Origin of the sequence: Aquimarina gracilis (genome assembly GCF_035285365.1) — a bacterium.
In the GTDB taxonomy this organism is placed as follows: Bacteria; Bacteroidota; Bacteroidia; order Flavobacteriales; family Flavobacteriaceae; genus Aquimarina; species Aquimarina gracilis.
The window spans coordinates 437,915-460,738 of the sequence record NZ_JAYKLX010000002.1 but is presented as its reverse complement, the minus strand read 5'-3'; the positions used below and the strand labels follow the sequence as shown (position 1 = coordinate 460,738).

Sequence of the window (22,824 nt, the reverse complement as noted above, 5' to 3'; positions counted from 1 at the left end):
ATATGGGAGGAAGTAATGATTCCTCCCGTCATCAAATACAAATGAAAAAAACAAAGAGTTATATATCCATTTACATTATTCTTAGTCTTATGATGATTGCCTGCTCATCTTCTGATGATTCAGAAGAACCGGCACAGGCGACTTGTACTGATGGCGTTCAAAATGGTAACGAAACCGGAATCGATTGTGGAGGAGGATCTTGCAACGACTGCCCAAGTGAGGTTGTTATTCCAACATCTGGATTTGATGCACCTTCTTCGTATGATGGATATAACATGGTATGGAGCGATGAATTTAATGATACTAAGTTGTCTGCAGATAAATGGTCTTTTCATTTAGGTGATGGATGCCCTAATTTATGTTTTTGGGGGAATAGCGAACTTCAATATTATACCAATAATGAAAAGAATTTATTTTTTGAAGAAGGTAATTTGATTATTGCTGCCAGGCAAGAAAATTTAGGAGGATTGAATTATACGTCTTCCAGAATTCATACTGATAATAAATTCGAGTTTCAATATGGTAGAGTAGATATTCGTGCCAGTATGCCCTCGGCAACAGGATCATGGGTGGCACTTTGGTTATTAAATCATAATTATACAATTACAGATCCTGGGGTATGGTGGCCTAGTGGAGGAGAAATTGATATCATGGAATACTTGGGTGAAGACCCAACCGAAGTATTTGGGACTGCACATTATGGAGTAGATTTTAACAGTCGTAGATTCAATTCTAAAAAATATGCTGCCCCAAACGAGAACTATAACAAGGTTTATTATGTGTTTTCTATCATTTGGGAAGAAGATAAAATCACTTGGTTGGTGAATGATGTCGAATATCATTCAATTACTCCTTCTCAAACAGGAGGACAACCGTACCCATTTAATGATGAGTTTTACTTAATAATGAATCTATCAGTTGGAGGCAATTTACCAATCGCTCCAGTAGTTTCTGATTACCCAACTTTTCTAATAGTAGATTATATCAGAGTGTATCAGAAAAATTAAAGGCGACAATATATATTTGAATATAAGCTAGTTTTTGATGTATTAGAGAGGGAGTTCTTTTCAATTAAATTAGAAAAAAACACCCTTTCTATTCTTTGTTAGTAGGATGTAAAATAAAATGTTACAAATAATTACGAAAACTATTAACCCAAGTTTTCGGCGATTTTTGAGATAGAAGTTTCGTTTCTAGTTAATAAGTCGAACTTTTATCACCAAAAAATTTGAACAATGTATTATATTGGATTTGACATAGGAAGTTCTTCAATAAAAGCCGCATTGGTTAATGCAAAAACAGGTAAGTCAGTTGCCTCTGTTAATGAGCCCGAGGAGGAAATGGATATTATTTCTGTTCATAAGGAATGGGCAGAACAAAACCCTGAGTTCTGGTGGGAAAATGTTTGTAAAGCTTCGAAACGTATTCTAAAAGAAAATACAATTAGCCCAAATCAAATAAAGGGAATCGGAATCTCATATCAAATGCACGGTTTGGTATTATTAGATGATAACGGTGATTTAATTAGAAATTCAATCATTTGGTGCGATAGTAGGGCAGTAGAAATAGGAGATAGGGCTTTTACAGAAATTGGTAAAGAAAAGTGTATGGATACACTGCTCAATTCGCCAGCCAATTTTACAGCCTCAAAGCTTAAATGGGTCAGAGATAATGAACCAGAGAATTACAAAAGAATTCAAAAGTTTTTATTGCCTGGGGATTATATAGCGTACAAATTTTCTGGAGCAATTACTACTACTAAGTCAGGGTTGTCAGAAGGAACCTTATGGGATTTTAAAGAAGATAAACCGGCAAATTGGTTATTACAGCACTATAATATAGATCCTAACCTTATTCCAGACGTGGTTCCTACTTTTTCAAAGCAGTGCGAATTGTCATTTACAGGAGCCTATGAGAGTGGACTCAAAGAAGGAATTCCGATACTTTACAGAGCAGGAGATCAACCAAACAACGCATTATCGCTTAATGTATTTAATGAAGGAGAGGTTGCAGCAACTGGAGGTACTTCAGGGGTTATTTATGCAGTAACTAATAGTACCCGTGCAAAAGAAGGGATTAAGCTTAACAATTTTGCTCATGTCAATCATTCTAATAGTGAACCCAGAATAGGGAAACTGTTGTGTATTAATGGTGCCGGGATTCAGTATCGATGGTTAAAAAACAATCTCAATTTAGAAACTCACTCCTATCAAACCATGAATTCTCATGCTTCAAAAGTTTCTGTGGGATCAAACGGCTTACAGTTAATTCCTTTCGGGAATGGAGCAGAACGAATGTTAGATAACCAAACCATTGGTACACATATCTGTAACCTTAATCTTAATAAGCATACACGATCTCATATTTTTAGAGCAGCTCTTGAAGGTATTGCTTTTTCGTTCGTATACGGTATGGAGATCCTGAAAAAAGATAATACCAAAATTAAAGTGATCCGAGCGGGTAACGATAACCTGTTTCGCTCAGAAATTTTTTCAAATACCGTAGCAACATTAATTAATCAAGAGATCGAAATTTACAATACTACGGGAGCTATTGGAGCTGCCAGAGCTGCTGGTTTAAGCGATGGTACTTTTAAGGATTTTGGTACTATGATTACCAAAAACGATCATGTTATGACGTATCACCCCCTTCAAAATCAAGACGATTATAAAGAAGCATATAAAAATTGGAAAAGAGAATTAAATAGAATTTTAAAAAAATAAATAGATGGCTATACTAGGAAGTAAAGAATATTTTAAAGGTATAAATGATATAAAGTTTGAAGGAGCAGAATCAGATAATCCATTGGCATTTAAATACTATGATCCCAATAAAGTGGTTGCAGGTAAAACTATGCGAGATCATTTTAAGTTTGCAGTAGCGTATTGGCATACCTTCTGTGGTACGGGAGCAGATCCGTTTGGACCGGGGACTTTGAAATATGCATGGGACCAATCAAAGGATGCCATTACAGCGGCAAAAGAAAAAGCAGATGCAGCTTTTGAATTTATTACCAAAATGGGATTTGATTATTTCTGTTTTCATGATTATGATTTAGTAAGAGAAGGTGCTACATTTTCAGAATCAGAAAAAAGACTTTCTACTATTGTGGATTATATTAAGGAAAAACAGGAGGTTTCAGGAATAAAACTTTTATGGGGGACGGCAAACTGCTTTTCAAACCCAAGATATATGAACGGGGCTGCCACCAATCCTGATTTTAATGTACTAGCTCGAGCAGGGGGGCAAGTAAAACTAGCTCTTGATGCTACTATTGCTCTTAATGGAGAAAACTACGTGTTCTGGGGAGGAAGAGAAGGATATATGTCGCTTCTTAATACCGATATACAACGAGAATTAGATCATATGGCCAGATTTTTAACGGCGGCCAAAGACTATGCCCGTAGTCAGGGTTTTAAAGGAACTTTCTTTATTGAACCCAAACCGATGGAACCGATGAAGCATCAATATGATTTTGATACGGCTACTTCAATCGCCTTTTTAAAAGAACATGGTTTAGACAAAGATTTTAAAATCAATATAGAGGTAAATCACGCAACCTTGGCCCAACATACCTTTCAACATGAATTACAGGTGGCTGCCGATGCTGGAATGCTAGGAAGTATTGACGCAAACCGAGGCGATTATCAAAACGGATGGGATACCGATCAGTTCCCAAATAATATAGCAGAAGTTACAGAAGCTATGCTTGTATTTTTAAAAGCTGGTGGTCTGCAAGGCGGAGGAGTTAATTTTGATGCCAAAGTAAGAAGAAACTCTACTGATATGGAAGACGTTTTTCTTGCACACATTGGTGGCGCAGATGTATTTGCACGAGCTTTGACGATTGCCGATAAAATTATTTCTTCTTCACCATACGAAAAATTGAGAGAGAAAAGGTATAGCTCGTTCGATACTGGTAACGGAAAAGCATTCGAAGAAGGAAAACTTGATCTCAAAAACCTTTATGATATTGCTTCAGGAAATGGAGAATTAGAACTACAAAGCGGAAAGCAAGAGCTGTTCGAAAATATTATCAATCAATACATATAAATTCACTATGCAATCAGTATTAGAATTTGGCGATTGGATTGTTCTGTCCTTGTATTTTTTAGCTTTAATAGGAGTCGCCATATGGGTGATTCTTAAAAAAAGTAAAAATACAGAGGACTACTTTCTTGCAGGCAGAAATGTTGGGTGGTTCGTTATAGGTGCCTCAATATTTGCCTCTAATATTGGATCAGAACATGTAGTTGGGCTTGCAGGAACCGGAGCAGAATCTGGTATGCCAATGGCTCATTATGAGCTTCATGCCTGGATTGTTCTGGTGCTAGGATGGTTATTTCTTCCATTTTACATGCGCAGCAAAGTATTTACAATGCCAGAGTTCTTAGAGAAGAGATTCGATAGTAGATCTAGGTGGTTTTTATCAGTATTCTCATTGGCGGGTTATGTCATCACCAAAGTTTCAGTAACCATATACGCTGGCGGAATCGTGGTTTCAGAATTGATAGGAATCCCATTTTGGTACGGAGCTATTGGGATTGTAGTTTTTACAGGGGCTTATACGATTGTAGGAGGTTTAAAAGCTGTAATTTATACTGAAACCTTGCAAACGATAATTCTGATTGCCGGGTCTGTAATTATTACTTTTCTTGGATTACAAGAAGTGGGAGGATGGTCTACCTTAAGAGAAACAGTAGGTTCTAATCATTTTAATATGTGGAGGCCAATAAGCGATCCTGATTTCCCATGGACAGGTTTGCTTTTTGGAGGAACAATAGTAGGTATTTGGTACTGGTGCACAGATCAATATATAGTACAACGAACACTTGCCGCCAATAACATTAAAATAGGAAGGAGAGGAGCAATATTTGGCGCTTACCTAAAAATCTTACCTATTTTCATTTTTCTTATTCCTGGTATCATAGCCTTTGCATTGGCAAAGCAGGGAGTATTAACTTATGAGAAGGCAGATGAGGTGTTTCCGGTATTAGTAAAATCCTTATTACCTGTTGGCCTTAAAGGATTGGTTGCAGGAGGTCTGATGGCAGCGTTAATGAGTTCGTTGGCATCAGTATTTAACTCCTGCTCCACAATCTTTACCATAGATATATACAAAAAATTAAAGCCCTATACTTCAGAAAGACAACTACTTAATGTTGGGAAATTGGCTACCATAATTATGGTACTATTGGGGATTATATGGATTCCAATTATGGAAAAAATTGGAGGAGGAGTCTTATATCAATATTTGCAAAGCGTACAATCATACATTGCACCGCCCATCACCGCAGTATTTTTGCTTGGGGTTTTATGGAAAAGAGTAAATGCAAAAGCGGCGATAGTTACTCTGTTTTCGGGATTGATAATTGCTGCCTTAAGAATTAGTGCCGAAATATTCAAGGATAATCTTTCAGGATTTGCCTATCAATTTGCCACTTTAAACTTTGCTCATATGGCAATTTTTATGTTCGGGTTTTCGGTAATTCTATGTATCTCGGTTAGCTTGTTATCGTACCCTCCAAATTATGCAGCAATTACGGGATTAGCATTTGGAACATTGACTAAAGAACAAAAATTAGAGAATCAACAAAGTATAACATTATCAGATATCGTACTGTCAGTACTTTTAGTACTTATTGTAATAACCATATTATCCTACTTCGTAGGGTAAAAAATGAAAAGAATGAAATTTTTTATAGATACAGCAAATTTAGATCAAATCAAAGAAGCACAAGCCTTAGGAGTATTGGATGGGGTAACTACAAATCCATCACTAATGGCAAAAGAAAGAATTACAGGTAAAGAAAGTATAACAAACCATTACCGTAATATTTGCAAAATTGTAGATGGGGATGTCTCTGCAGAAGTTATAGGAACTTCTTTTGATGAAATGATTCGTGAAGGAGAAGAACTAGCTTCTTTACACCCACAAATTGTGGTAAAAGTACCAATGATAAAAGATGGTGTAAAAGCCGTAAAATACTTTTCAGAAAAAGGAATTAAAACCAATTGTACACTCATTTTTTCTAGCGGGCAAGCACTTTTGGCAGCAAAAGCAGGAGCTACCTATGTATCTCCATTTATAGGAAGGCTTGATGATATTTCTACTGATGGCCTTTTGCTTATAGAAGAGATTCGAAGAATATATGATAACTATAATTACAAAACAGACATTCTAGCAGCTTCGGTTAGGCATACAATGCATATAATTAATTGTGCCAAAATTGGAGCCGATGTAATGACGGGACCGCTTTCAGCCATAGAAGGATTATTAAAACACCCTTTAACCGATAACGGATTAAAAAAGTTTTTGGAAGATGCAAAATCAATGAAAGTTTAATTTATATTGAGTATGAACATGGATGATGATAAAATAATAGATGAGTTTTGGGAAAATGGTTTTATCATTTTCGAGAATTTTTTTGGAGCTTCTTTAATGGATGAGTATAATCATAAAATACTTGAACATTATGGGGTGAACCCCAATTGGGAACACACCAATGAGTTTATCACAAAATCAGCTGTCGAAGTAGTTCCATGGTTCCCGTATAGAGAAGGAAAACGGTATTTTGATAGAATTAATGATGATAAGCATTTTAATTCAATTACCGATTTGATTCTTCGTGACGGATGGGAAAATCTATACTGCATGATGATGTTTTCCAAGGCTGGAAGCAAAGGCCAGGCATGGCATCAAGACTGCCCCCCGGATGATAAGGAAAAATTCAATCTTAATCGATTGGTATATACTCATGATATTACCGAAGAAACTGGAGGAGAAATAGTTATTTTTCCCGGGACTCACAAAGCAGGAATACTTTCTATCGGAGTTCCAAGTGAAGACCTGGAAGGGCAATTGGTTTTTAGACCCAAAAAAGGAACAATAATTTTTCTTCATGGTCATTGTTGGCACAAAGTAATGCCCGTAAAAAAGGATCGGATTTCTTCAAATTTCAGAGCAGTGCCCAAAGGAACACCTGAAGATATTACCGATATCTGTGTATATAGAAATATGTTGTATCAATTTTCAACTAGCCAAGTCTTAAAAGAACGTAAGTAATGAAAAGAATCGTTGTTTTGTATTTACTAATTCCTCTTTTTCTCTTCTGTTACAATCTTACAGCTCAGAAAAAGCAAGACGTTCTCAAAAAACCTTCCAAAATAGAGGTAAAGAAGATTGATGGTCAATATAACTTTTTTGTGAACGGAGAAAAGTTTGAAATTAGAGGTGTTGGAATAAACTATGCCGATGGTCATGATTTTGAAGCATTACATAAGGCAGGGGGTAATGCCTTTAGAACCTGGACCGTTAAAAATGCTGAAGAAGAGTTGGCGGCTGCAGAAAAATATGGGTTTATGGTTGCCATGGGGATTAGTATTGGTAAAGAACTCTATGGTTTTGATTATAATGACAAAAGAGCAGTTGCCAAACAATTCAAAAAAGTAAAAGCAATTATAAAAAAGTATAAAAATCATCCTAATGTACTATGTTGGGTGGTGGGTAACGAGTTAAATTTACTTTTTAACAAAAACGGAACACTTCGACCCGTAAATCCAAAAGTGTATGATGCCATGGCAGATATAGTGGATTTTATACATAAAGAAGACCCAAACCATCCCGTTACAATTACTTTTGCTGGTGTTATTAAAGAGCATCTAAAAGGGGCTATGGAGCGATGTCCGCAGATAGATATTGTATCGGTGCAAGTCTATGGCGATTTAGAAAATGTAGAAGAACGAATGAAAAATACAGGAATCCAAAAACCTTATATGGTCACCGAATTTGGTCCTATGGGATTCTGGGAAATGCCAAAAACAGAATGGAATCGAGAAATTGAAGAAACGAGCGGGCCCAAAGCTGATGGAATCCTGTATAGAATTCAAAAAGGATTGAAAAATAATAATTCTGGTAAGTGTTTGGGGGGCTTTGCCTTCGAATGGGGACAAAAGCAAGAACGTACACCCACTTGGTATGGGATGTTTCATAAAGACGGAAGTCAGACAGAAACCATAGATAACCTAACGAAGCTATGGACAGGTAAATATCCTGAAAATCGTGCCCCTAGGGTAGATTCTTTATTGCTAAACGGAAAGAAAGCAACAGATAACGTGTATTTAAAACCTAACCAAAAATACACAGCAAAAGTATTTGCATCAGAACCAGACAATGATACCTTAGTGTATAAATGGATCATTTTAAAGGAGGTAGTTACCAGAAGCCAGGGTGGCGAAAAAGAGTTAGAGCCACCTTATATTAATATTGAAGTTATTTCGGATCAAGGAGATAAGTTTACGTTTATCGCTCCCAAAGAGGGAGAATATCGAATATTTGCTTATGTATATGATAACAAAGGCAAGGCAGGGGGAGGTAACATTCCATTTATGGTAAAGAAATGAATTGGCAAATGGAGGAGTTAAAAAAAATAAAATGGGGAATTATTGGCTTGGGTAATATAGCTCATCAATTTGTAAAAGACCTGGAGCTAATTTCCGGTGCTCAATTATTAGCCGTGGGTTCACGTGACATTAATAAAGCCAAAAATTTTGCAAAGATGCATAAGGCTAAAAAATTTTATGGCTCTTATAAAGAAGTAATGCAAGATGATGATGTAGATATCATTTACATTGCAACACCACACGATTCTCATGCAGATTTGACCGTAAAATCATTACAACAGGGTAAACATGTACTCTGTGAAAAACCTGTTGCTTTAAATTATCATGAGGCAAAACAAATGGTCGAAGCTTCAGGGTCAAATAATCGTTTTTTTATGGAAGCTTTTTGGACCCGGTTTAATCCCTCAATACAAGAGGTGTTGATGAAAATAAGGAATAACGAAATTGGCGAAATAAAATACGTAAACGCAGATTTTGCATTTAATGTAGGTACACCACAAAAAAGAATGATTGATATTGAAAATGGAGCAGGATCTTTGATGGATATGGGAGTGTACCCCTTATTTTTATCATATTTGGTTTTGGGAAAACCCGAGTATGTGCTTGCTTCAGCAAACTTTTATGATTCTGGAGCAGATCAGCAAACATCGATGATCTTGCAGTATTCTAATGCCCATGCAGTTTTACACAGTAGCTTTGTAGCTCCATCTAATATGATAGCTACAATAAGTGGTACCGAAGGAAGAATTTGTTTGAGTCCTGTTTGGCACGAAACTCAATCGTATTCGATTATTAAAAATAATCATAAAGTTGTTTATCAATTTCCAACAAAAGGAAAAGGGTTTACATATGAAATAGAAGAATGTCATCGATGCATTTTAAATAATGAGATTGAAAGTGATTTGTGGTCTCATAAGGATAGCCTTAATTTAATTCAAATTGTTGATGAAGTGAGAAAACAAATTGGTTTACAATTTCCTTCAGAAAAACAATTAAATCAATAGTAAAAGTATGTCAAGAAAAACACTTTTTATAGCATTTGTAGTATCTCTAGGAGGTTTTTTATTTGGTTTTGATGCAGGGATTATTTCTGGAGTTATGGAGTATGCAGGCCCCCAGTTTGATTTGAGTACAGGGCAATTGGGATGGGCAGTAAGTAGCCCTTCGTTTGCGGCTATGATTGCTATGCTATTGGCAGGAAGATTAAGTGATATCATCGGAAGAAAAAAAATATTATTGGTAGTGGCGTCTCTTTATGCACTTTCTGCTTTGTTATCGGCTTATGCAATTTCCTATCATATGCTTTGGATTGCAAGAATGATTGGAGGAATAGCTTTTGGAGCTGCTTTAATATTAGCACCAACCTATATTGCAGAAATTTCAACTGCAGAGAATAGGGGGAAACTGGTCTCTATACAGCAATTGAATATCGTTTTGGGTTTTTTCGGGGCGTTTTTATGTAATTATTATCTCAATAGCTTGAATAGCGTTGAATCCGGATTTTTTAATGATGAAAATGTGTGGAGATGGATGCTTGGTGTAGAACTGATTCCTGCCGTATTGTATTTAATGTTATTATTTTTTGTTCCCAAAAGCCCTCGTTGGTTATTTATAAAAGGGAAATATGAAGAAGGGAAAAGAGTGTTAGGTGTGTTGCACGGAAAAGTTATTGCTAATGCAGAAGTAGAAACTATAATGAGTAGCATTAATCAAGAAAAAAGCAATAAAAACATATCTATATCAGAACTTTTTAAACCTGCTATTCGATTTATTCTTATTGTAGGTTTAACCATTGGTGTTTTACAGCAGGTTACAGGAATTAATGCCATTTACTTTTATGCGACTTCCATTTTTAAACAAACGGGTATTGGTACTGATGCAGCCTTTTCTTCTGGAGTTTTATTGAGTTTTACAACCGTAGTATTCACCATTGTAGCTATGTTATTAATCGATAGACTAGGGCGTAGACCATTACTGTTATTTGGTATTGGTGGGATAGCCATTAGTCTGTTAATATGCGCGTATGGTTTTAACCAGGCCACTTATCAATTAACAAAAGATGAAATTGTTTCGCTAAAAGAAATCGATCATCAAAAATTACTACCCTTTGCAAATAAGATATACGATAATGATGTTGACTTTAAAAATGAAATGATAACAAGTTTAGGAAATCAAGTGTATTCAAAAAATAAAGGAGCTATTCTAGAGGCAGCCGTAGATATGGATGCGACCTTGGTTTTAATAGGCGTTTTAGGTTTTATAGCTTGCTTTGCATTCTCTTTAGGACCGGTAATGTGGGTGATGTTATCCGAGATGTACCCGAACAAATATCGAGGGTTGGCCATTGGATTTATAGGTTTCATAAATTCATTTTCAAGCTGGTTGGTACAGCAAATATTTCCTTGGGAGCTGGCAAATCTAGGTAACGCCATGAGTTTTTTCATTTTTGGAATAATTGCACTACTAGGATTCTTTGTATTAGCTAAGATATTGCCGGAAACCAAAGGAAAATCCTTAGAACAATTAGAAAAAGAATTAATTAAAAATTAATGAGTACTATTCAAAATCCAATATTACGAGGTTTTAATCCGGACCCTTCAATTGTAAGGGTGGGTGAAGACTATTATATAGCCACATCAACTTTTGAATGGTTCCCGGGTGTACAGATACATCATTCAAGAGACCTTAAAAATTGGAGAGTTATAGCGCAACCTCTTAATAGATTATCTCAGTTGGATTTGAAGGGAAATCCGGATTCCTGTGGTGTATGGGCACCTTGCTTATCCTATGATGATGGAGTGTTTTACTTAGTGTACTCAAACGTAAGGTCCTTTGACGGGATATGGAAAGATACTCCTAATTATTTGGTAACAACAACAGATATCAGGGGGTCATGGTCAGATCCAATTTATTTAAGCTCCAGGGGGTTTGATGGCTCTTTGTTTCATGACAATGATGGAAAAAAATATTTCTTAAACATGTTGGTGAATCATCAACAGCATAAGTTTTTTGGCGGGATCGAATTACAAGAATATGATCCCAAAAAACAACGATTAGTGGGCGAGGTTCATTATCTACATCCCGGATCATCCTTAGGTTGTACAGAAGGACCTCATATCTTCAAGAAAGATGATTTTTACTACCTTATTCTGGCCGAAGGTGGTACGGAATACAGGCATGCAATGTCTATAGCAAGATCATCTTCGCTCTTGGGACCTTATGAATTACATCCTAACACTATGATTTTAAGTAGTAGTGAAAATACAACTCACCCACTGCAAAAGGCAGGTCATGGTGATTTTGTTCAGACATCTGATGGGAAATGGTATACAGTTTTTCTAGTGGGAAGACCTCTAACTGAAAGGGGAAAATGCATTTTAGGAAGAGAAACCGCTATAGAGGAAATCGAATGGAAAGATAATGGTTGGCCCTATCTTAAAAATGGATCAAAATTACCAAGAATAGAAGTCCCAGAACCGAATATCAATGAGCATTCGTTTAATAAGTCTCCTATAAGAGATGATTTTGATGCAGAAGAATTAAGTTTCGATTTTCAATCATTAAGAATTCCGAAAAATGAAAGTTGGATTTCTTTAAGAGAAAGAAAGGGTTTCCTTAGACTTAAGGGAAAAGAAAGCCTTACATCAACTCATACACAAGCGCTAATTGCAAGAAGAGTGCAGCACTTTGACATAGAGGTTTCTACAGCTATAGAATTTTATCCTGACGATATACTTGAAATGGCTGGGCTTGTTTTTTATTATAATACAGGGCATTATCATTACCTGCATGTGACTTCAAATTATAAAGGAACACAAAAACTACTTAAAGTAATCTCTTCAGATCATTTCGAAATGACCGAGCAGGAACAACAAATAGATGTAACGGGTCTATCAACTATTGTTTTAAAAGGAGTTTTGCATCACGAAGAGCTTCAGTTTTATTATAGCATAGACCAAGAACAAACCTTTGTCCCTATTGGAAAAGTTTTGGATGCCAGTATCTTATCAGACGACTATGTTAGAGAACGTGATGAGAGGTACAGACCTGCCTTTACAGGAATGTTTGTAGGGATATGTTGTCAAGATTTAGGGTACAATAAAAAACATGCCGATTTTGATTGGTTTGAATATAAAGAAATACATAAAAAGTAAATGGCTATGAATAACAAAGTAATACTACTATTGTTCGTCTGCTGTATTTGGAGTTGCAGCCAAAAAAAGACAAATAAACAACTTCAAGAGCAGGCGACCATCAATAAAGAAGAAGACCAAGCTATAAAAAAGCGTGCTAAGTTTGAACCGGAAGAAGGAGAGGTGCTTCTTTTTGTAGGACAAGAATTAGAAGCTGTTGGTGGATTAGAAAAATATAATGATGGTTACCTGGATCATTTTGAAAAACCAGCAGGATGGACTACGTATACCAATATAAATCCAGGAGAAAACTCTTTTGGAAGAATACAAGAAGGACTAGATGGCATTTGGGATACTCATGATTGGGGAGATAACGATTATAATGCAAGCCTGCAATTGGCCGATGAAGATTATAAAGATATGGCATTGGCCATTGGTCTTCAATTTGTAAATCATGAAGAAAAAGTAGCCAATGGGACACACGATAAATACATTCATAAACTTGCCGATTTTTTATTGTCTTTGGGAAGAAGACCTGTGTTTTTGCGTATAGCCTATGAGTTTGATGGTGATCCATGGAACCATTATGACAAAGAAAGCACAAAAAAGGCGTATATCAGGATGGTAACCATGCTAAGAGAAAGAGGTGTGAAAAATACCGCTTTTGTGTGGCAGTCAACTGGTTTTATGTCTCCTAATGATGGAGATCTGGAGTCCTGGTATCCTGGAGATGAATATGTGGACTGGTTAGGTTTTTCATTCTTTAACCGATGGGCCGAACAAAAAATGATAGCCTTTGCAAGAAAAAAAGGAAAGCCCGTTTTTATTGCTGAAGCCTCTCCAACAATCTCGGCACCCGATGCAAAAACAACGGGGAATACTATTGAAACTCAATTAAGCAATCCAAAACAGGCTGAAGAAGCATGGCAAGAATGGTTTGTGCCTTTTTTTAAAACCATCGATGAAAATCTGGATGTAGTAAAGGCGGTTCATTATATAAATTGCAATTGGGATTCGCATAGAATGTGGTTTGATAACCCAACTTTTAAACGAATAGACGCTAGATTGCATCTTAGTGACTCTATTAGTAGTAGATGGAGAAAAATTACATCTCAACCAAAGTATATTAAATCTTTTCCAGGACTGTATGATAAGCTCTGGCATAACGATCAATAAAAATATTAAGATTGAAAACACTAAAAAGAAAAGTCAAACAAAAATCATTTGGTTTTCATAATCAAAAAGAATTGTTGGTATTATCCTTACGAAATGATAACGGAATGCGTGTCAGGATTACAAATTTTGCGGCAACGATTATGAGCTTAGACGTTCCTAATGCCAAAGGCGGTTTTACCAATGTTATTGTTGGTTTTGATTCGTTGAATGATTATGTTAATAAATCAAAGGCTAAAGAATCTAAGTTTCTTGGTGCTTCAATAGGAAGATATGCAGGAAGGGTATCAAACAATAAAATTAAAATTGCAGATATAGAATACCCTCTGTATCATGAAAATGGAATTCATTTACATGGTGGGAAAAATGGTTTTGATGAGAAAGTATGGGATATAGATTATATAAATGAAGATGACCTATCGATCGCTCTTTCCTATATAAGTGAAGATATGGAAGAAGGATACCCCGGCAATCTAAGAGTAAAGGTAATTTATCAATTAACCAATGAAAACACATTAAAGATAACGTATCACGCAATATCTGATAGGGATACAGTAGTAAACCTTACCAATCATGCTTATTATAATTTGAATGGATCGGACAGTATTCTTGATCATTCACTTCAACTGAATTGCTCGCAGTATTTGGAAGTAGATAATAAACAATTACCAACAGGTAAGGTAAAGTCTGTGGTAAATACAAAATTTGACTTTCTACAGACCTCAGATTTGAGACGAATTGAAAATAAGGGAGTATTAGATGATACCTTGATTTTTGACTCTGAAAAGAAAGCGAAAGCAATCCTTATTTCTGAAGAAAGCGGAATAAAAATGGAGGTAACCACCAACCAACCAGCTGTGGTAATATACACACCAGAAAAATTTCCGGATTGGAAATTTAGAAAAGAAGTTCAATACGACAGATTTCCGGCAATATGTTTTGAGACGCAAAACTATCCAGATGCACCAAATCATGTTCATTTTCCATCTTCAGTTTTAAAGGCAGGAGAACATTATGAAAGTTGTGCTGAGTTAAGTTTTAGCATTATGCTTTAGTATGGTAGCGGTTTGGTTGTATCTCGTTCAATAAGATTGGTTTTAATAACCTTTGTAGTGTGCGAAGTTTCAGAATCTTCATTTTCCAGCCGTTCAATGAGCATTTTGGTAGCAGTTTCTCCAAGGTAAATTCCGTGCTGACTAATAGTTGTTATTGCCGGTGTAACGTGCCTGGGTAATACTCCATTTGTAAAGCCAATTATCGAAATATCTTCGGGAACTTTGTAGCCCTTAGAACATACCATGCGCAAAGTACTTACCGCCGAATCTTCCTCAAGACATAACATGGCATCTACTTTTTTAGAGTCTAATACGATTTTTAACAATGTATCGATATCATGAAACTCATCAACTTTTAAGATTAAAGCTTCGTCTACCGGTATATTGGCTTCCTGTAATGCTTTTTTATACCCTTGTAGTCTTAATTTTCCGACACTTAAGTTATGAATGGTAGATACAATTGCAATATTTTTACACCCAGTTTCTATAAAGTAATTGGTAGCATTGTAAGCACCTTCTTTATCGTTTACAATCACTTTGTCACATTCAATCTCATCGGTTACACGATCAAACATTACAATAGGAATTCCCTGATTTATGGTATTCTGAAAATGACTAAAATTCTGTTTTATTTGTGTTTCTTCGGCAATAGAAAGAATAAAACCATCTAGTGCAGAGTTCTTAAGCAATTCCATTGCACTTACTTCTTTTTCGTAAGACTCGTTAGAGATACAAGTGATAAGATTATACCCCTTTTCGGTAGCAACTTTTTCTATACCTACAAATACTTTAGTAAAGAAGTGGTTAAGAATATTTGGTATAATAACACCTATAGTTTTTGTTTTTCGGTTTTGAAGATTTAAGGCAATACTGTTTGGCTTATAATGATGCTTTTGGGCATATTGCTGTATTTTGGATTTGGTTTTTGCACTTATTTCATAACTGTCATTTAGAGCCTTAGAAACTGTAGCTATCGATACGTTAAACTCGTTAGCTATATCTTTTAGTGTTATTCTTTTCTTCTTGGTCATTAGATTAATTATAACAATCAATTAATAAGAAAGATTTGTAAATTTTTTACCAAAAATTAATAAAGAATGTAAGGGTTTGGTGCTTTAACCAAACCCTTACATTCTATTTTGGGGCAATACACGGTGAATATGGTTGCTAATATATACTTGGGGAAATATTATTTATTAGAATCATATCGTTTAGATGCTGCATTTACACCAGGTTGCCAAGTTCTGGTGAAACTAGCCATATTATCCTGAACGACCTGTGGTAAATCACCTGCATATTTGTCTAATGCACCATCGCCAAGGTATAATCCTACGTATGCTAGAACATCATCTGTAGCAAGCCCTCCGTTAATGGTAAAGATTGGTTCAAGGTTTAATACCTGACGCGGATCAGAACCTTTGGCTTGACTAGCTTCATTTCTTGTTAAAATACCATCATTATTTGTATCAAGCAAATTGGTAAACTCTATAGCAAATTGATCACCTGTTTTACCATTTATGTTGATACCCTTAAGTAGTTCTTTCATATAAATAAGAAAATCACTTTTTGTCATTGTAGGATTGATCGAAGGAACATTTCCTTGATAACCAGACTGTGCAATGAATTGATCATCTATGTTAATTCCTAAATTTCTTTCGATATCTAAAACAGCTTCTTTTGTGTTACAAGGATTGCTAACAACCCCTTTAGAGCTTACAAATAAACCATCACTGTTCATACATCCGCTTCCGTTGGCAACTGTGGTTACACACGCCGTATTATCGGGATTGTAATTGTAGTTTCCACATGGTGTTCCTCCACCATTGTTTCCGCCTCCATTATTGCCCCCGCCATTATTACCTCCGCCGGTATCGTTACAACCTCCAGCTTGGGCTTGGGCAGCGTCGGTCCAGCATTGTCCGCATGCCGAATATGGGTGTGAAGAAGGACAATTATTGTTTTGATCTCCACCACTATTATTATCTCCACCTCCATTGTTTCCGCCTCCGGTGTCATTACATCCTCCAGATTGTGCTTGTGCAGCATCGGTCCAGCAGGCACCACAGGCTTCAAAAGGATGGGAACTAGGGCAACTTGATTTACCATCTGGGGTAATTATTTTAGATACCGAGGTATCTTGAACAAATTCTTCAGTTTCGCAAGCTATTAATACTCCTAAAAATAGTATTGCAAAAACAACTAAGTTAACTACACGTTTCATGTCTATCAATTTTTATGTTTAGTTAAAGTTTATGGTTCATTTTTTAATTGAAAAAAGATGAACTCAATCGTTTGAGCTAATTTCTCTAAAAAAGCTGTTAATTTAATAATTACAATTACTTCAACAGTTCTTGACTGCTACACTTTTACCACGCATTTTGCCTTAAACACAATTTTTGCGTCATTTTTTTAGATAAAATTCTGTTTTTTTGCTAAAAAAATAAGATTAATGAGGTCAGTATATAGCGGTTTTGGTTTTGTGGCAATGATTATATTTCTGTTAGGTTGTAGCTCCAAAACAAACATAAAAAATCAGTCAATAGTATCGAATAAGGTGGATTATATAAGTACCGGTGGAAAGCTCAACGGAAAACTTCTTTGTCCAACCGCAGTAAATGATATTATTATTAAGTTAAATAGCCTAAATTCTATTGTAAAGGATGGGGAACCAAAAATGACTATTGATGGTGTCATGAACTTTATTCAAAAAAATAACATCACCACAATTACAGAATTACTGAATCGGTTACCAGAACACTTTAGAAATAATTTTTCACTCGTCGAGCATACTCGTGGAGAGGGACAATCCAATTTGAGATACCCCAGAATTGTTCTATTTGGTTCTGATGGTACTTTTTTGATGAATATCAGTACGAAACCTGATGATCCTAAATATGATCTATTGGATTGTGCAGAGCTGAATGAAAATAGTGGGTTTTGGGAGTTTTCTCAATTTGACTTTACTCAGAAAGAACCCAAGCTTCATCGAAACCCTGCTTCTTGTATCAGATGTCATGGTGAAAATCCTAGACCCGTTTGGGGTACAAATATGGATTGGCCAGGTGTTTTTGGAGATAATGAAGCAGCAGGCCCTAACGGAGAAGCATTATCTTATCGGCATGTACTGAGAATGAAGGAAATTATAGAAGGAAATACCTACTCTGATCGATTTGATTTTTTAAAATGGTCTGATCAGGAGTTAACCTCTGGAGGGATTAGACGTATTGCAGATCATGCATTTGGCGCAGAATTACTGGTTTCGAATATGGCAATGGGTACAGCAACTGCAAGAGGCATATTTGTGCGAATGAAAAAGACGAACCCCTCAAAATATAAAGCAATAAGAGAAGCGTTATTATTGTTGGGTTATGAGCATATGATCGAAAATATTTTGAGCGATACCGAAAAAGAAAGAATAGGTAATTTAATTAAAAGTCTTGGAGGTGAAAAAGGAGATCTAAATGATGCTTTTAAGGTTTTAGGAATTGATCTGGAAGAATCATTTTCTCTTGGTACATTGGCCAAAGAAGAATCACCCAAAACCGATTGGAGTCTTGGAGCAGGGGATTTGTATGAACAGGTGTTTCTTCAGGTACTGTATGATCTTGCTAATGAGGATGATGAAATCAAAAACATTTTGTTGTTGGCACCAAATACCCCCGGGATTTTTGGTTGCGATAATTTAGGAAAAAATATAAAGGAAGTAGTAGATTTTAAAATGCTACATATGCATCAATTATTTGGAAGTGCTCGGTATGAAGTGAATAAAGTGTATTACTCTCAAGATGCCGAAAATATTAAAGAAAAGGTTTTTATACCTGTGTATAATCTGCTCACACCTTATTTAAAAAAGAAGATAGGTGTAGAAAGAAATAGTTAGTAAACAATTTCTATTTCTGTAATGATTATGAGTTAAAAAGGGTTGCTTTTTTAAAAGCAACCCTTTATTATAATAAGTAATTAGTATCACTAGAAGGACTGTCTTCCCGCGTGAGTTGAGTTTGATTTACTTGATGATAAGTCTTTTTACAGTTTTATTATTATGTGCATCTTGGATGTGTATCAAATACATTCCTTTTTGGATTCGTTGTGTGTTTATTCTTAACTCTAAGTTTTTTGGGTTTGCAATAACTTCTTTTAAGATCCTGCCATTTAGATCACTCACTACTATTTTGGCAAGGTTTTGACCTCTAATCACAAAAACTCCTTTGGTTGGGTTAGGATATAACTCTATATTGGATATAGCACTTTTGGAAGAATGGTTAACACTTGATTGTAATTGAGATTGTAATAATATATTATTTAAATCAGTACTTCCATGTAACCAAATAGGTTTTTCAATTTCAGTTTTCCAATTATTAGCAATTGTATTATTTACATGAACCCCGGCACGACCCCAATATCCATTTGCTCTGTTTCCTTGACCAAATAGCGCCGTGTCATCTTCCCAATTGGTATTGATATAATGTACTTGGCGGATAACGTCACTATTGGCATAAATATAATCAAAGAAGGGAGCAAACCATTCATTCCAGATTTGAGCTGAAGATTTATTAATACAACCTTGTGCGGCGTTTCCATCCCATACAGAAGATATATTACAATCCCTTATGTTGACCAAATCATAACCCTGCACAGTAGATTCGGCAATGTAGACCGGTTTGTTTTTGCTTCTTGCAAAATTGACTACCTCGTTGGCTTTTTGTCTTTGCGTTGGGATTCCTGGTAAAACCGAAGTAGTTTCATCGGGGGTAACAAACCATGATAATCCCATCCAATCTACATAATCGTCTCCAGGATACCAGCTTTCAATGTCCCCAAAGTTTCCTTCACCGAATTGTATGTCAAGAACATCATCAATAGGGGATGAGCTGGATTGCCATACGTAGGCAACATTAGTTACACCTTCAGATCTCATTACATCAACTACACGCCTGTATGCATTGATGTAATTGGTTCTGTTTTCATAACCTACATTCCAGTTTCCATCAAACTCGTAACCAATTCTAAGATAGATAGCGCGATCACTATATTTTTTGCAGAAGGTAGCTAATCTTTTTATCTGATTATCCCACTGACCTTGCCCCACTTGAGCCAAACAACCTTGACACCAATAGTTAATTCCGGTTCCTGTAGCTTCACCTTCGGTCATGCTTAACCCAATAGATAAGCTGGAATTTGGATATGCCAAAATAGAACTTCTCGCGTTTAAAGGGCCAGCACCCCAATCTACATCTATGGTAGATCCATCTCCATGGGTTGCTATATTCCCATTTACAGTTTCACCTAAGGCACCATATTGTGGGAATTGAGAATCTAGTAAACTGTAAAATGAAATATAAGTTGTAGTTCCGCCCATCACAGGGAAACCTTTTGATTGTACTCCTCCATCATTATAATCTTTTACTGTTTTAAGATCTTGACCTATGGTAAGTAAAACTTTATTATTTGGAGGGAGTAGTTTAGCGCTAAGATTGGTAGAACCGCATGGACCGCAACTACCACCACAATCTACTCCAGTTTCATTTCCATTCTGGATTCCATCGTTACAACTTGGAGCGGTTGTGTTTTCAAAAATTCTAACATTACGAAAACTACTTGTGTTACCCGATCCGTTGTCAAAATCATTAACCAAAACGAGGTACATGTCATTTCCCGTATAAAAATTACCAACAGGAATACTAAAAAAAGTGTATCCACTTGGAGAATAGTCGAAATCACGATTCCCCCAATTTTGTGTTCCATAAAGTTGAAAAATCTGTGAGGATGTTAGTGACTCGTCGCTATCGAATCCTATACCATGTATTTCTCCTTGAGATGTACTTTGAAACTCAAATTCTAAAACCGTATTGGAGGTTATGGTATACTTGGTATTAGTTCTTCTCCATGTATTATCGGTTAGCAATGCAGTAGTTCCCCCATCTTGAATAACTATATTAGCGGCACTGTCCTGATTAGAGAACGAAGAAGTTCCCGTTTGATTAAAGTTAACGCAATCTGAGCAACCTGCTCCTGCATTTATGGTAGTTTGTCCAAGATTTTGAGGACATTCATTGTTACCCCAGCGTACATATAATTGGTAGGTGCCTGAGGATAAATTTGATACTGTGGTCGAACCGCTATTATCAGGAACATTGTATGGATAAGTGCTACCACCATCAATACTGAATTCAATATTTGTTCTTCCTGCGGTATTCGGAAAACTAAATGTAATCCTACCATCGTTAGCCCCCTGGGAACTCTCGTCTGTTTTATCTACAGTCGCTGTTGGGATATCAGATCCTGTGCAAGGTTGATTTCCGTCCCCATTATCTTGACTTATAAAGTTGAGGTAGTCTACATTTAAAGCTACATCCCCGCTGTTATTTATAACCTGAAATGTATCTCCTGCAGCCACTACAACATCAAATATAACTTTAGTATAAGAACCGACCCATGCACCATTTGAAGAGAAATTGAGATCACCTTGGTCTTGCCCATTAACCAGAATTGATATTTTACCAGTATTTTGTGAAGCATAAAAGAATTCTACCTTATTCGCTTTTGGGGCATTAGTGATTGTAAACCCATTACCTAACCCGTCAAGATAGGCTACTCCCTGACTATTGCTAGCTGCACCATCGTTGTAGTATTGAGCTTGACCAGAAAGAGAAGCTGATTCGGCTTCAATTTTTACCGTAATATCACCATCTGTATTGCAAGGAGCACAGCTTCCTCCACAATCAATGCCAGTTTCATTTCCATTTTGGATTCCGTCGTTACATGTTGGTGTGGTTTGGCAAGGTTGACAACTTCCTCCGCAATCAATGCCGGTTTCATCTCCATTTTGGATACCATCATTGCAAGAAGGAGTTGGGCCCGTTGTGATTCCCAGATCGTTTAATAAATTTGGCCCTCCGTGAAGAAAATTGCCATTATTTATGTAATTGTTCCAATTGTTTGATATGGTTGTATTGGCTTCAATTCTTGTATCTCCCCAGAAACCATTTCCGGCATCTGGCCACCTCCATTGGGGTTGTGATTGCCAATTGGCATTAATATAGGCAACAGCACGAATTACATCTCTATTGTCATCGATAAACGGAATAAGCTGATCTCTGAAATATTGATTCCAGATTCCCTGTCCGCCTAGTTGTTGTGGAGCTCCTGGATTATCGAATGGATGGAAAGTTCCCTGGTCAAATTCATAGTATTGTGCAGATACTTCTGCCATCATGATAGGTTTGTTTTTGTTTCGGGCGAAGCTTAAAATATAATCGAGGTTGTTTCCATTAAAATTTGCATCGTAAAAGAAAAAGGAAAGTCCAACGTAATCAACGTACTGATCTCCTGGATAATAATTATCAATTCCGTTTGCGGGAGTTTCGCCCCAGGTTGCAGATTGCCATACATAAGCTACATTTGTAACTTGTTTTTGATTTAGATAATCTACAATATAGCGATAGGCAGCTTTATATTTGTTGGGATCATAATTATTCCAAGGACCGTCAAATTCGTATCCTATTCTTAAATAAATGGGCCTTGGGGTGTTTCTATTGGCAAAGGCTGTAAATTTGTCCAGCTCATCGTTGTGTAAACCGTTTACTATTTCGGTCAATCCGTTTGGATGATCTTCTCCTTGTCCATCTGCCTCTTCTACCATCCATAGACCAATCGCAAGTGCCGAATTTGGATACTGATCTAATGCAGCTTGCGAACCAATATCGCCAGCACCATAGTTGGTAACACTATTAAGTCCAGCCATCGTATACACATCAGTATACATGGTAATACCGGCAGGAGTAGGAAATTGACCGCTATTTACATACCCAGCTACTGAACCCAAATCCTGACCGATAATAAGCATGGTTTTTCCATTTACAGGTGTAAACTTGCCAGGGATAGTATTTTGGGAAAATGTAGCAAAACATCCCATTAAGAATAAGCAGCAACATAAAATATTGTTCCTTGTTGTATTAGTAATTAACATGATTAGTGATTTTTAGTTTACCGAATTGTTAACTAAACGGTAGAAATTTTAATAACTAACCAAAGTTATGAGTCATATAAAGAAGATTTAA

General features: G+C 36.3%; 16 protein-coding genes. 13 read left to right on the top strand and 3 right to left on the bottom strand.

Annotated elements, in window-relative coordinates:
• Nucleotides 1-41 precede the first annotated feature (41 nt).
• The 12 genes from U6A24_RS04955 to U6A24_RS04900 all read left to right on the top strand — a co-directional run bounded on the left by U6A24_RS04955 (nucleotide 42) and on the right by U6A24_RS04900 (nucleotide 14,764).
• Complete coding sequence (locus U6A24_RS04955) at nucleotides 42-1,007, top strand: glycoside hydrolase family 16 protein (RefSeq protein WP_324178833.1); 966 nt, start codon at nucleotides 42-44, stop codon at nucleotides 1,005-1,007.
• A 228-nt stretch (nucleotides 1,008-1,235) separates the two neighbouring features.
• A complete protein-coding gene (locus U6A24_RS04950) occupies nucleotides 1,236-2,723 on the top strand; it encodes a xylulokinase (RefSeq protein ID WP_324178832.1) in 1,488 nt (495 codons plus the stop codon).
• 4 nt (nucleotides 2,724-2,727) lie between these two features.
• A complete protein-coding gene (xylA, locus tag U6A24_RS04945) occupies nucleotides 2,728-4,053 on the top strand; it encodes a xylose isomerase (protein ID WP_324178831.1) in 1,326 nt (441 codons plus the stop codon).
• A gap of 7 nt (nucleotides 4,054-4,060) precedes the next feature.
• The gene (locus tag U6A24_RS04940) at nucleotides 4,061-5,677 is read left to right on the top strand and encodes a sodium:solute symporter (RefSeq protein ID WP_324178830.1); all 1,617 of its coding nucleotides are present in this window, start codon (nucleotides 4,061-4,063) and stop codon (nucleotides 5,675-5,677) included.
• Between the two features lie 12 nt (nucleotides 5,678-5,689).
• Nucleotides 5,690-6,346 carry a fructose-6-phosphate aldolase gene (fsa, locus tag U6A24_RS04935; RefSeq protein ID WP_324178829.1) on the top strand — a complete coding sequence of 219 codons (657 nt, stop codon included), beginning with the start codon at nucleotides 5,690-5,692 and terminating at the stop codon, nucleotides 6,344-6,346.
• 12 nt (nucleotides 6,347-6,358) lie between these two features.
• Nucleotides 6,359-7,066 (top strand): phytanoyl-CoA dioxygenase family protein, encoded by a 708-nt coding sequence (locus U6A24_RS04930; RefSeq protein WP_324178828.1) that lies wholly within the window; start codon nucleotides 6,359-6,361, stop codon nucleotides 7,064-7,066.
• Entirely contained in the window at nucleotides 7,066-8,403 is a 1,338-nt protein-coding gene (locus U6A24_RS04925; RefSeq protein WP_324178827.1) for a glycoside hydrolase family 2 TIM barrel-domain containing protein, read from the top strand. Before U6A24_RS04930 ends, U6A24_RS04925 begins: the two co-directional genes overlap by 1 nt.
• An 8-nt stretch (nucleotides 8,404-8,411) precedes the next feature.
• The gene (locus tag U6A24_RS04920) at nucleotides 8,412-9,407 is read left to right on the top strand and encodes a Gfo/Idh/MocA family protein (RefSeq protein ID WP_324178826.1); all 996 of its coding nucleotides are present in this window, start codon (nucleotides 8,412-8,414) and stop codon (nucleotides 9,405-9,407) included.
• 7 nt (nucleotides 9,408-9,414) lie between these two features.
• The gene (locus tag U6A24_RS04915; protein ID WP_324178825.1) at nucleotides 9,415-10,953 is read left to right on the top strand and encodes a sugar porter family MFS transporter; all 1,539 of its coding nucleotides are present in this window, start codon (nucleotides 9,415-9,417) and stop codon (nucleotides 10,951-10,953) included.
• On the top strand, nucleotides 10,953-12,557 hold the full coding sequence (locus U6A24_RS04910) for a glycoside hydrolase family 43 protein (protein WP_324178824.1): 1,605 nt from the start codon (nucleotides 10,953-10,955) through the stop codon (nucleotides 12,555-12,557). Before U6A24_RS04915 ends, U6A24_RS04910 begins: the two co-directional genes overlap by 1 nt.
• A 6-nt stretch (nucleotides 12,558-12,563) precedes the next feature.
• Nucleotides 12,564-13,712 (top strand): glycoside hydrolase family 26 protein, encoded by a 1,149-nt coding sequence (locus U6A24_RS04905; protein ID WP_324178823.1) that lies wholly within the window; start codon nucleotides 12,564-12,566, stop codon nucleotides 13,710-13,712.
• Between the two features lie 11 nt (nucleotides 13,713-13,723).
• Complete coding sequence (locus U6A24_RS04900; protein ID WP_324178822.1) at nucleotides 13,724-14,764, top strand: aldose epimerase family protein; 1,041 nt, start codon at nucleotides 13,724-13,726, stop codon at nucleotides 14,762-14,764.
• Here the strand turns inward: U6A24_RS04900 and U6A24_RS04895 are convergent.
• Both U6A24_RS04895 and U6A24_RS04890 read right to left on the bottom strand, forming a co-directional pair.
• Entirely contained in the window at nucleotides 14,761-15,795 is a 1,035-nt protein-coding gene (locus U6A24_RS04895; RefSeq protein ID WP_324178821.1) for a LacI family DNA-binding transcriptional regulator, read from the bottom strand. The genes U6A24_RS04900 and U6A24_RS04895 overlap by 4 nt on opposite strands.
• Nucleotides 15,796-15,953: 158 nt before the next feature.
• Nucleotides 15,954-16,985 carry a hypothetical protein gene (locus U6A24_RS04890; RefSeq protein ID WP_324178820.1) on the bottom strand — a complete coding sequence of 344 codons (1,032 nt, stop codon included), beginning with the start codon at nucleotides 16,983-16,985 and terminating at the stop codon, nucleotides 15,954-15,956.
• 228 nt (nucleotides 16,986-17,213) lie between these two features.
• Here U6A24_RS04890 and U6A24_RS04885 point away from each other — a divergent pair, with 228 nt between their 5' ends.
• Nucleotides 17,214-18,644, top strand: coding sequence for a hypothetical protein (locus U6A24_RS04885; protein WP_324178819.1), 1,431 nt, complete (start codon nucleotides 17,214-17,216; stop codon nucleotides 18,642-18,644).
• A gap of 126 nt (nucleotides 18,645-18,770) precedes the next feature.
• Here U6A24_RS04885 and U6A24_RS04880 read toward each other — a convergent pair whose 3' ends face one another.
• Nucleotides 18,771-22,733 (bottom strand): glycosyl hydrolase, encoded by a 3,963-nt coding sequence (locus tag U6A24_RS04880; RefSeq protein WP_324178818.1) that lies wholly within the window; start codon nucleotides 22,731-22,733, stop codon nucleotides 18,771-18,773.
• Between the last annotated feature and the right edge of the window lie 91 nt (nucleotides 22,734-22,824).

Bases quoted from the DNA above. Each gene is read 5' to 3' on its own strand.
- U6A24_RS04895 (WP_324178821.1), bottom strand. From the start codon at position 15,795: ATGACCAAGAAGAAAAGAATAACACTAAAAGATATAGCTAACGAGTTT.
- U6A24_RS04940 (WP_324178830.1), top strand. From the start codon at position 4,061: ATGCAATCAGTATTAGAATTTGGCGATTGGATTGTTCTGTCCTTGTAT.
- U6A24_RS04955 (WP_324178833.1), top strand. From the start codon at position 42: ATGAAAAAAACAAAGAGTTATATATCCATTTACATTATTCTTAGTCTT.
- U6A24_RS04885 (WP_324178819.1), top strand. From the start codon at position 17,214: ATGAGGTCAGTATATAGCGGTTTTGGTTTTGTGGCAATGATTATATTT.
- U6A24_RS04890 (WP_324178820.1), bottom strand. From the start codon at position 16,985: ATGAAACGTGTAGTTAACTTAGTTGTTTTTGCAATACTATTTTTAGGA.
- U6A24_RS04880 (WP_324178818.1), bottom strand. From the start codon at position 22,733: ATGTTAATTACTAATACAACAAGGAACAATATTTTATGTTGCTGCTTA.
- U6A24_RS04950 (WP_324178832.1), top strand. From the start codon at position 1,236: ATGTATTATATTGGATTTGACATAGGAAGTTCTTCAATAAAAGCCGCA.
- xylA (WP_324178831.1), top strand. From the start codon at position 2,728: ATGGCTATACTAGGAAGTAAAGAATATTTTAAAGGTATAAATGATATA.
- U6A24_RS04905 (WP_324178823.1), top strand. From the start codon at position 12,564: ATGAATAACAAAGTAATACTACTATTGTTCGTCTGCTGTATTTGGAGT.
- fsa (WP_324178829.1), top strand. From the start codon at position 5,690: ATGAAATTTTTTATAGATACAGCAAATTTAGATCAAATCAAAGAAGCA.
- U6A24_RS04920 (WP_324178826.1), top strand. From the start codon at position 8,412: ATGGAGGAGTTAAAAAAAATAAAATGGGGAATTATTGGCTTGGGTAAT.
- U6A24_RS04925 (WP_324178827.1), top strand. From the start codon at position 7,066: ATGAAAAGAATCGTTGTTTTGTATTTACTAATTCCTCTTTTTCTCTTC.
- U6A24_RS04915 (WP_324178825.1), top strand. From the start codon at position 9,415: ATGTCAAGAAAAACACTTTTTATAGCATTTGTAGTATCTCTAGGAGGT.
- U6A24_RS04910 (WP_324178824.1), top strand. From the start codon at position 10,953: ATGAGTACTATTCAAAATCCAATATTACGAGGTTTTAATCCGGACCCT.
- U6A24_RS04930 (WP_324178828.1), top strand. From the start codon at position 6,359: ATGAACATGGATGATGATAAAATAATAGATGAGTTTTGGGAAAATGGT.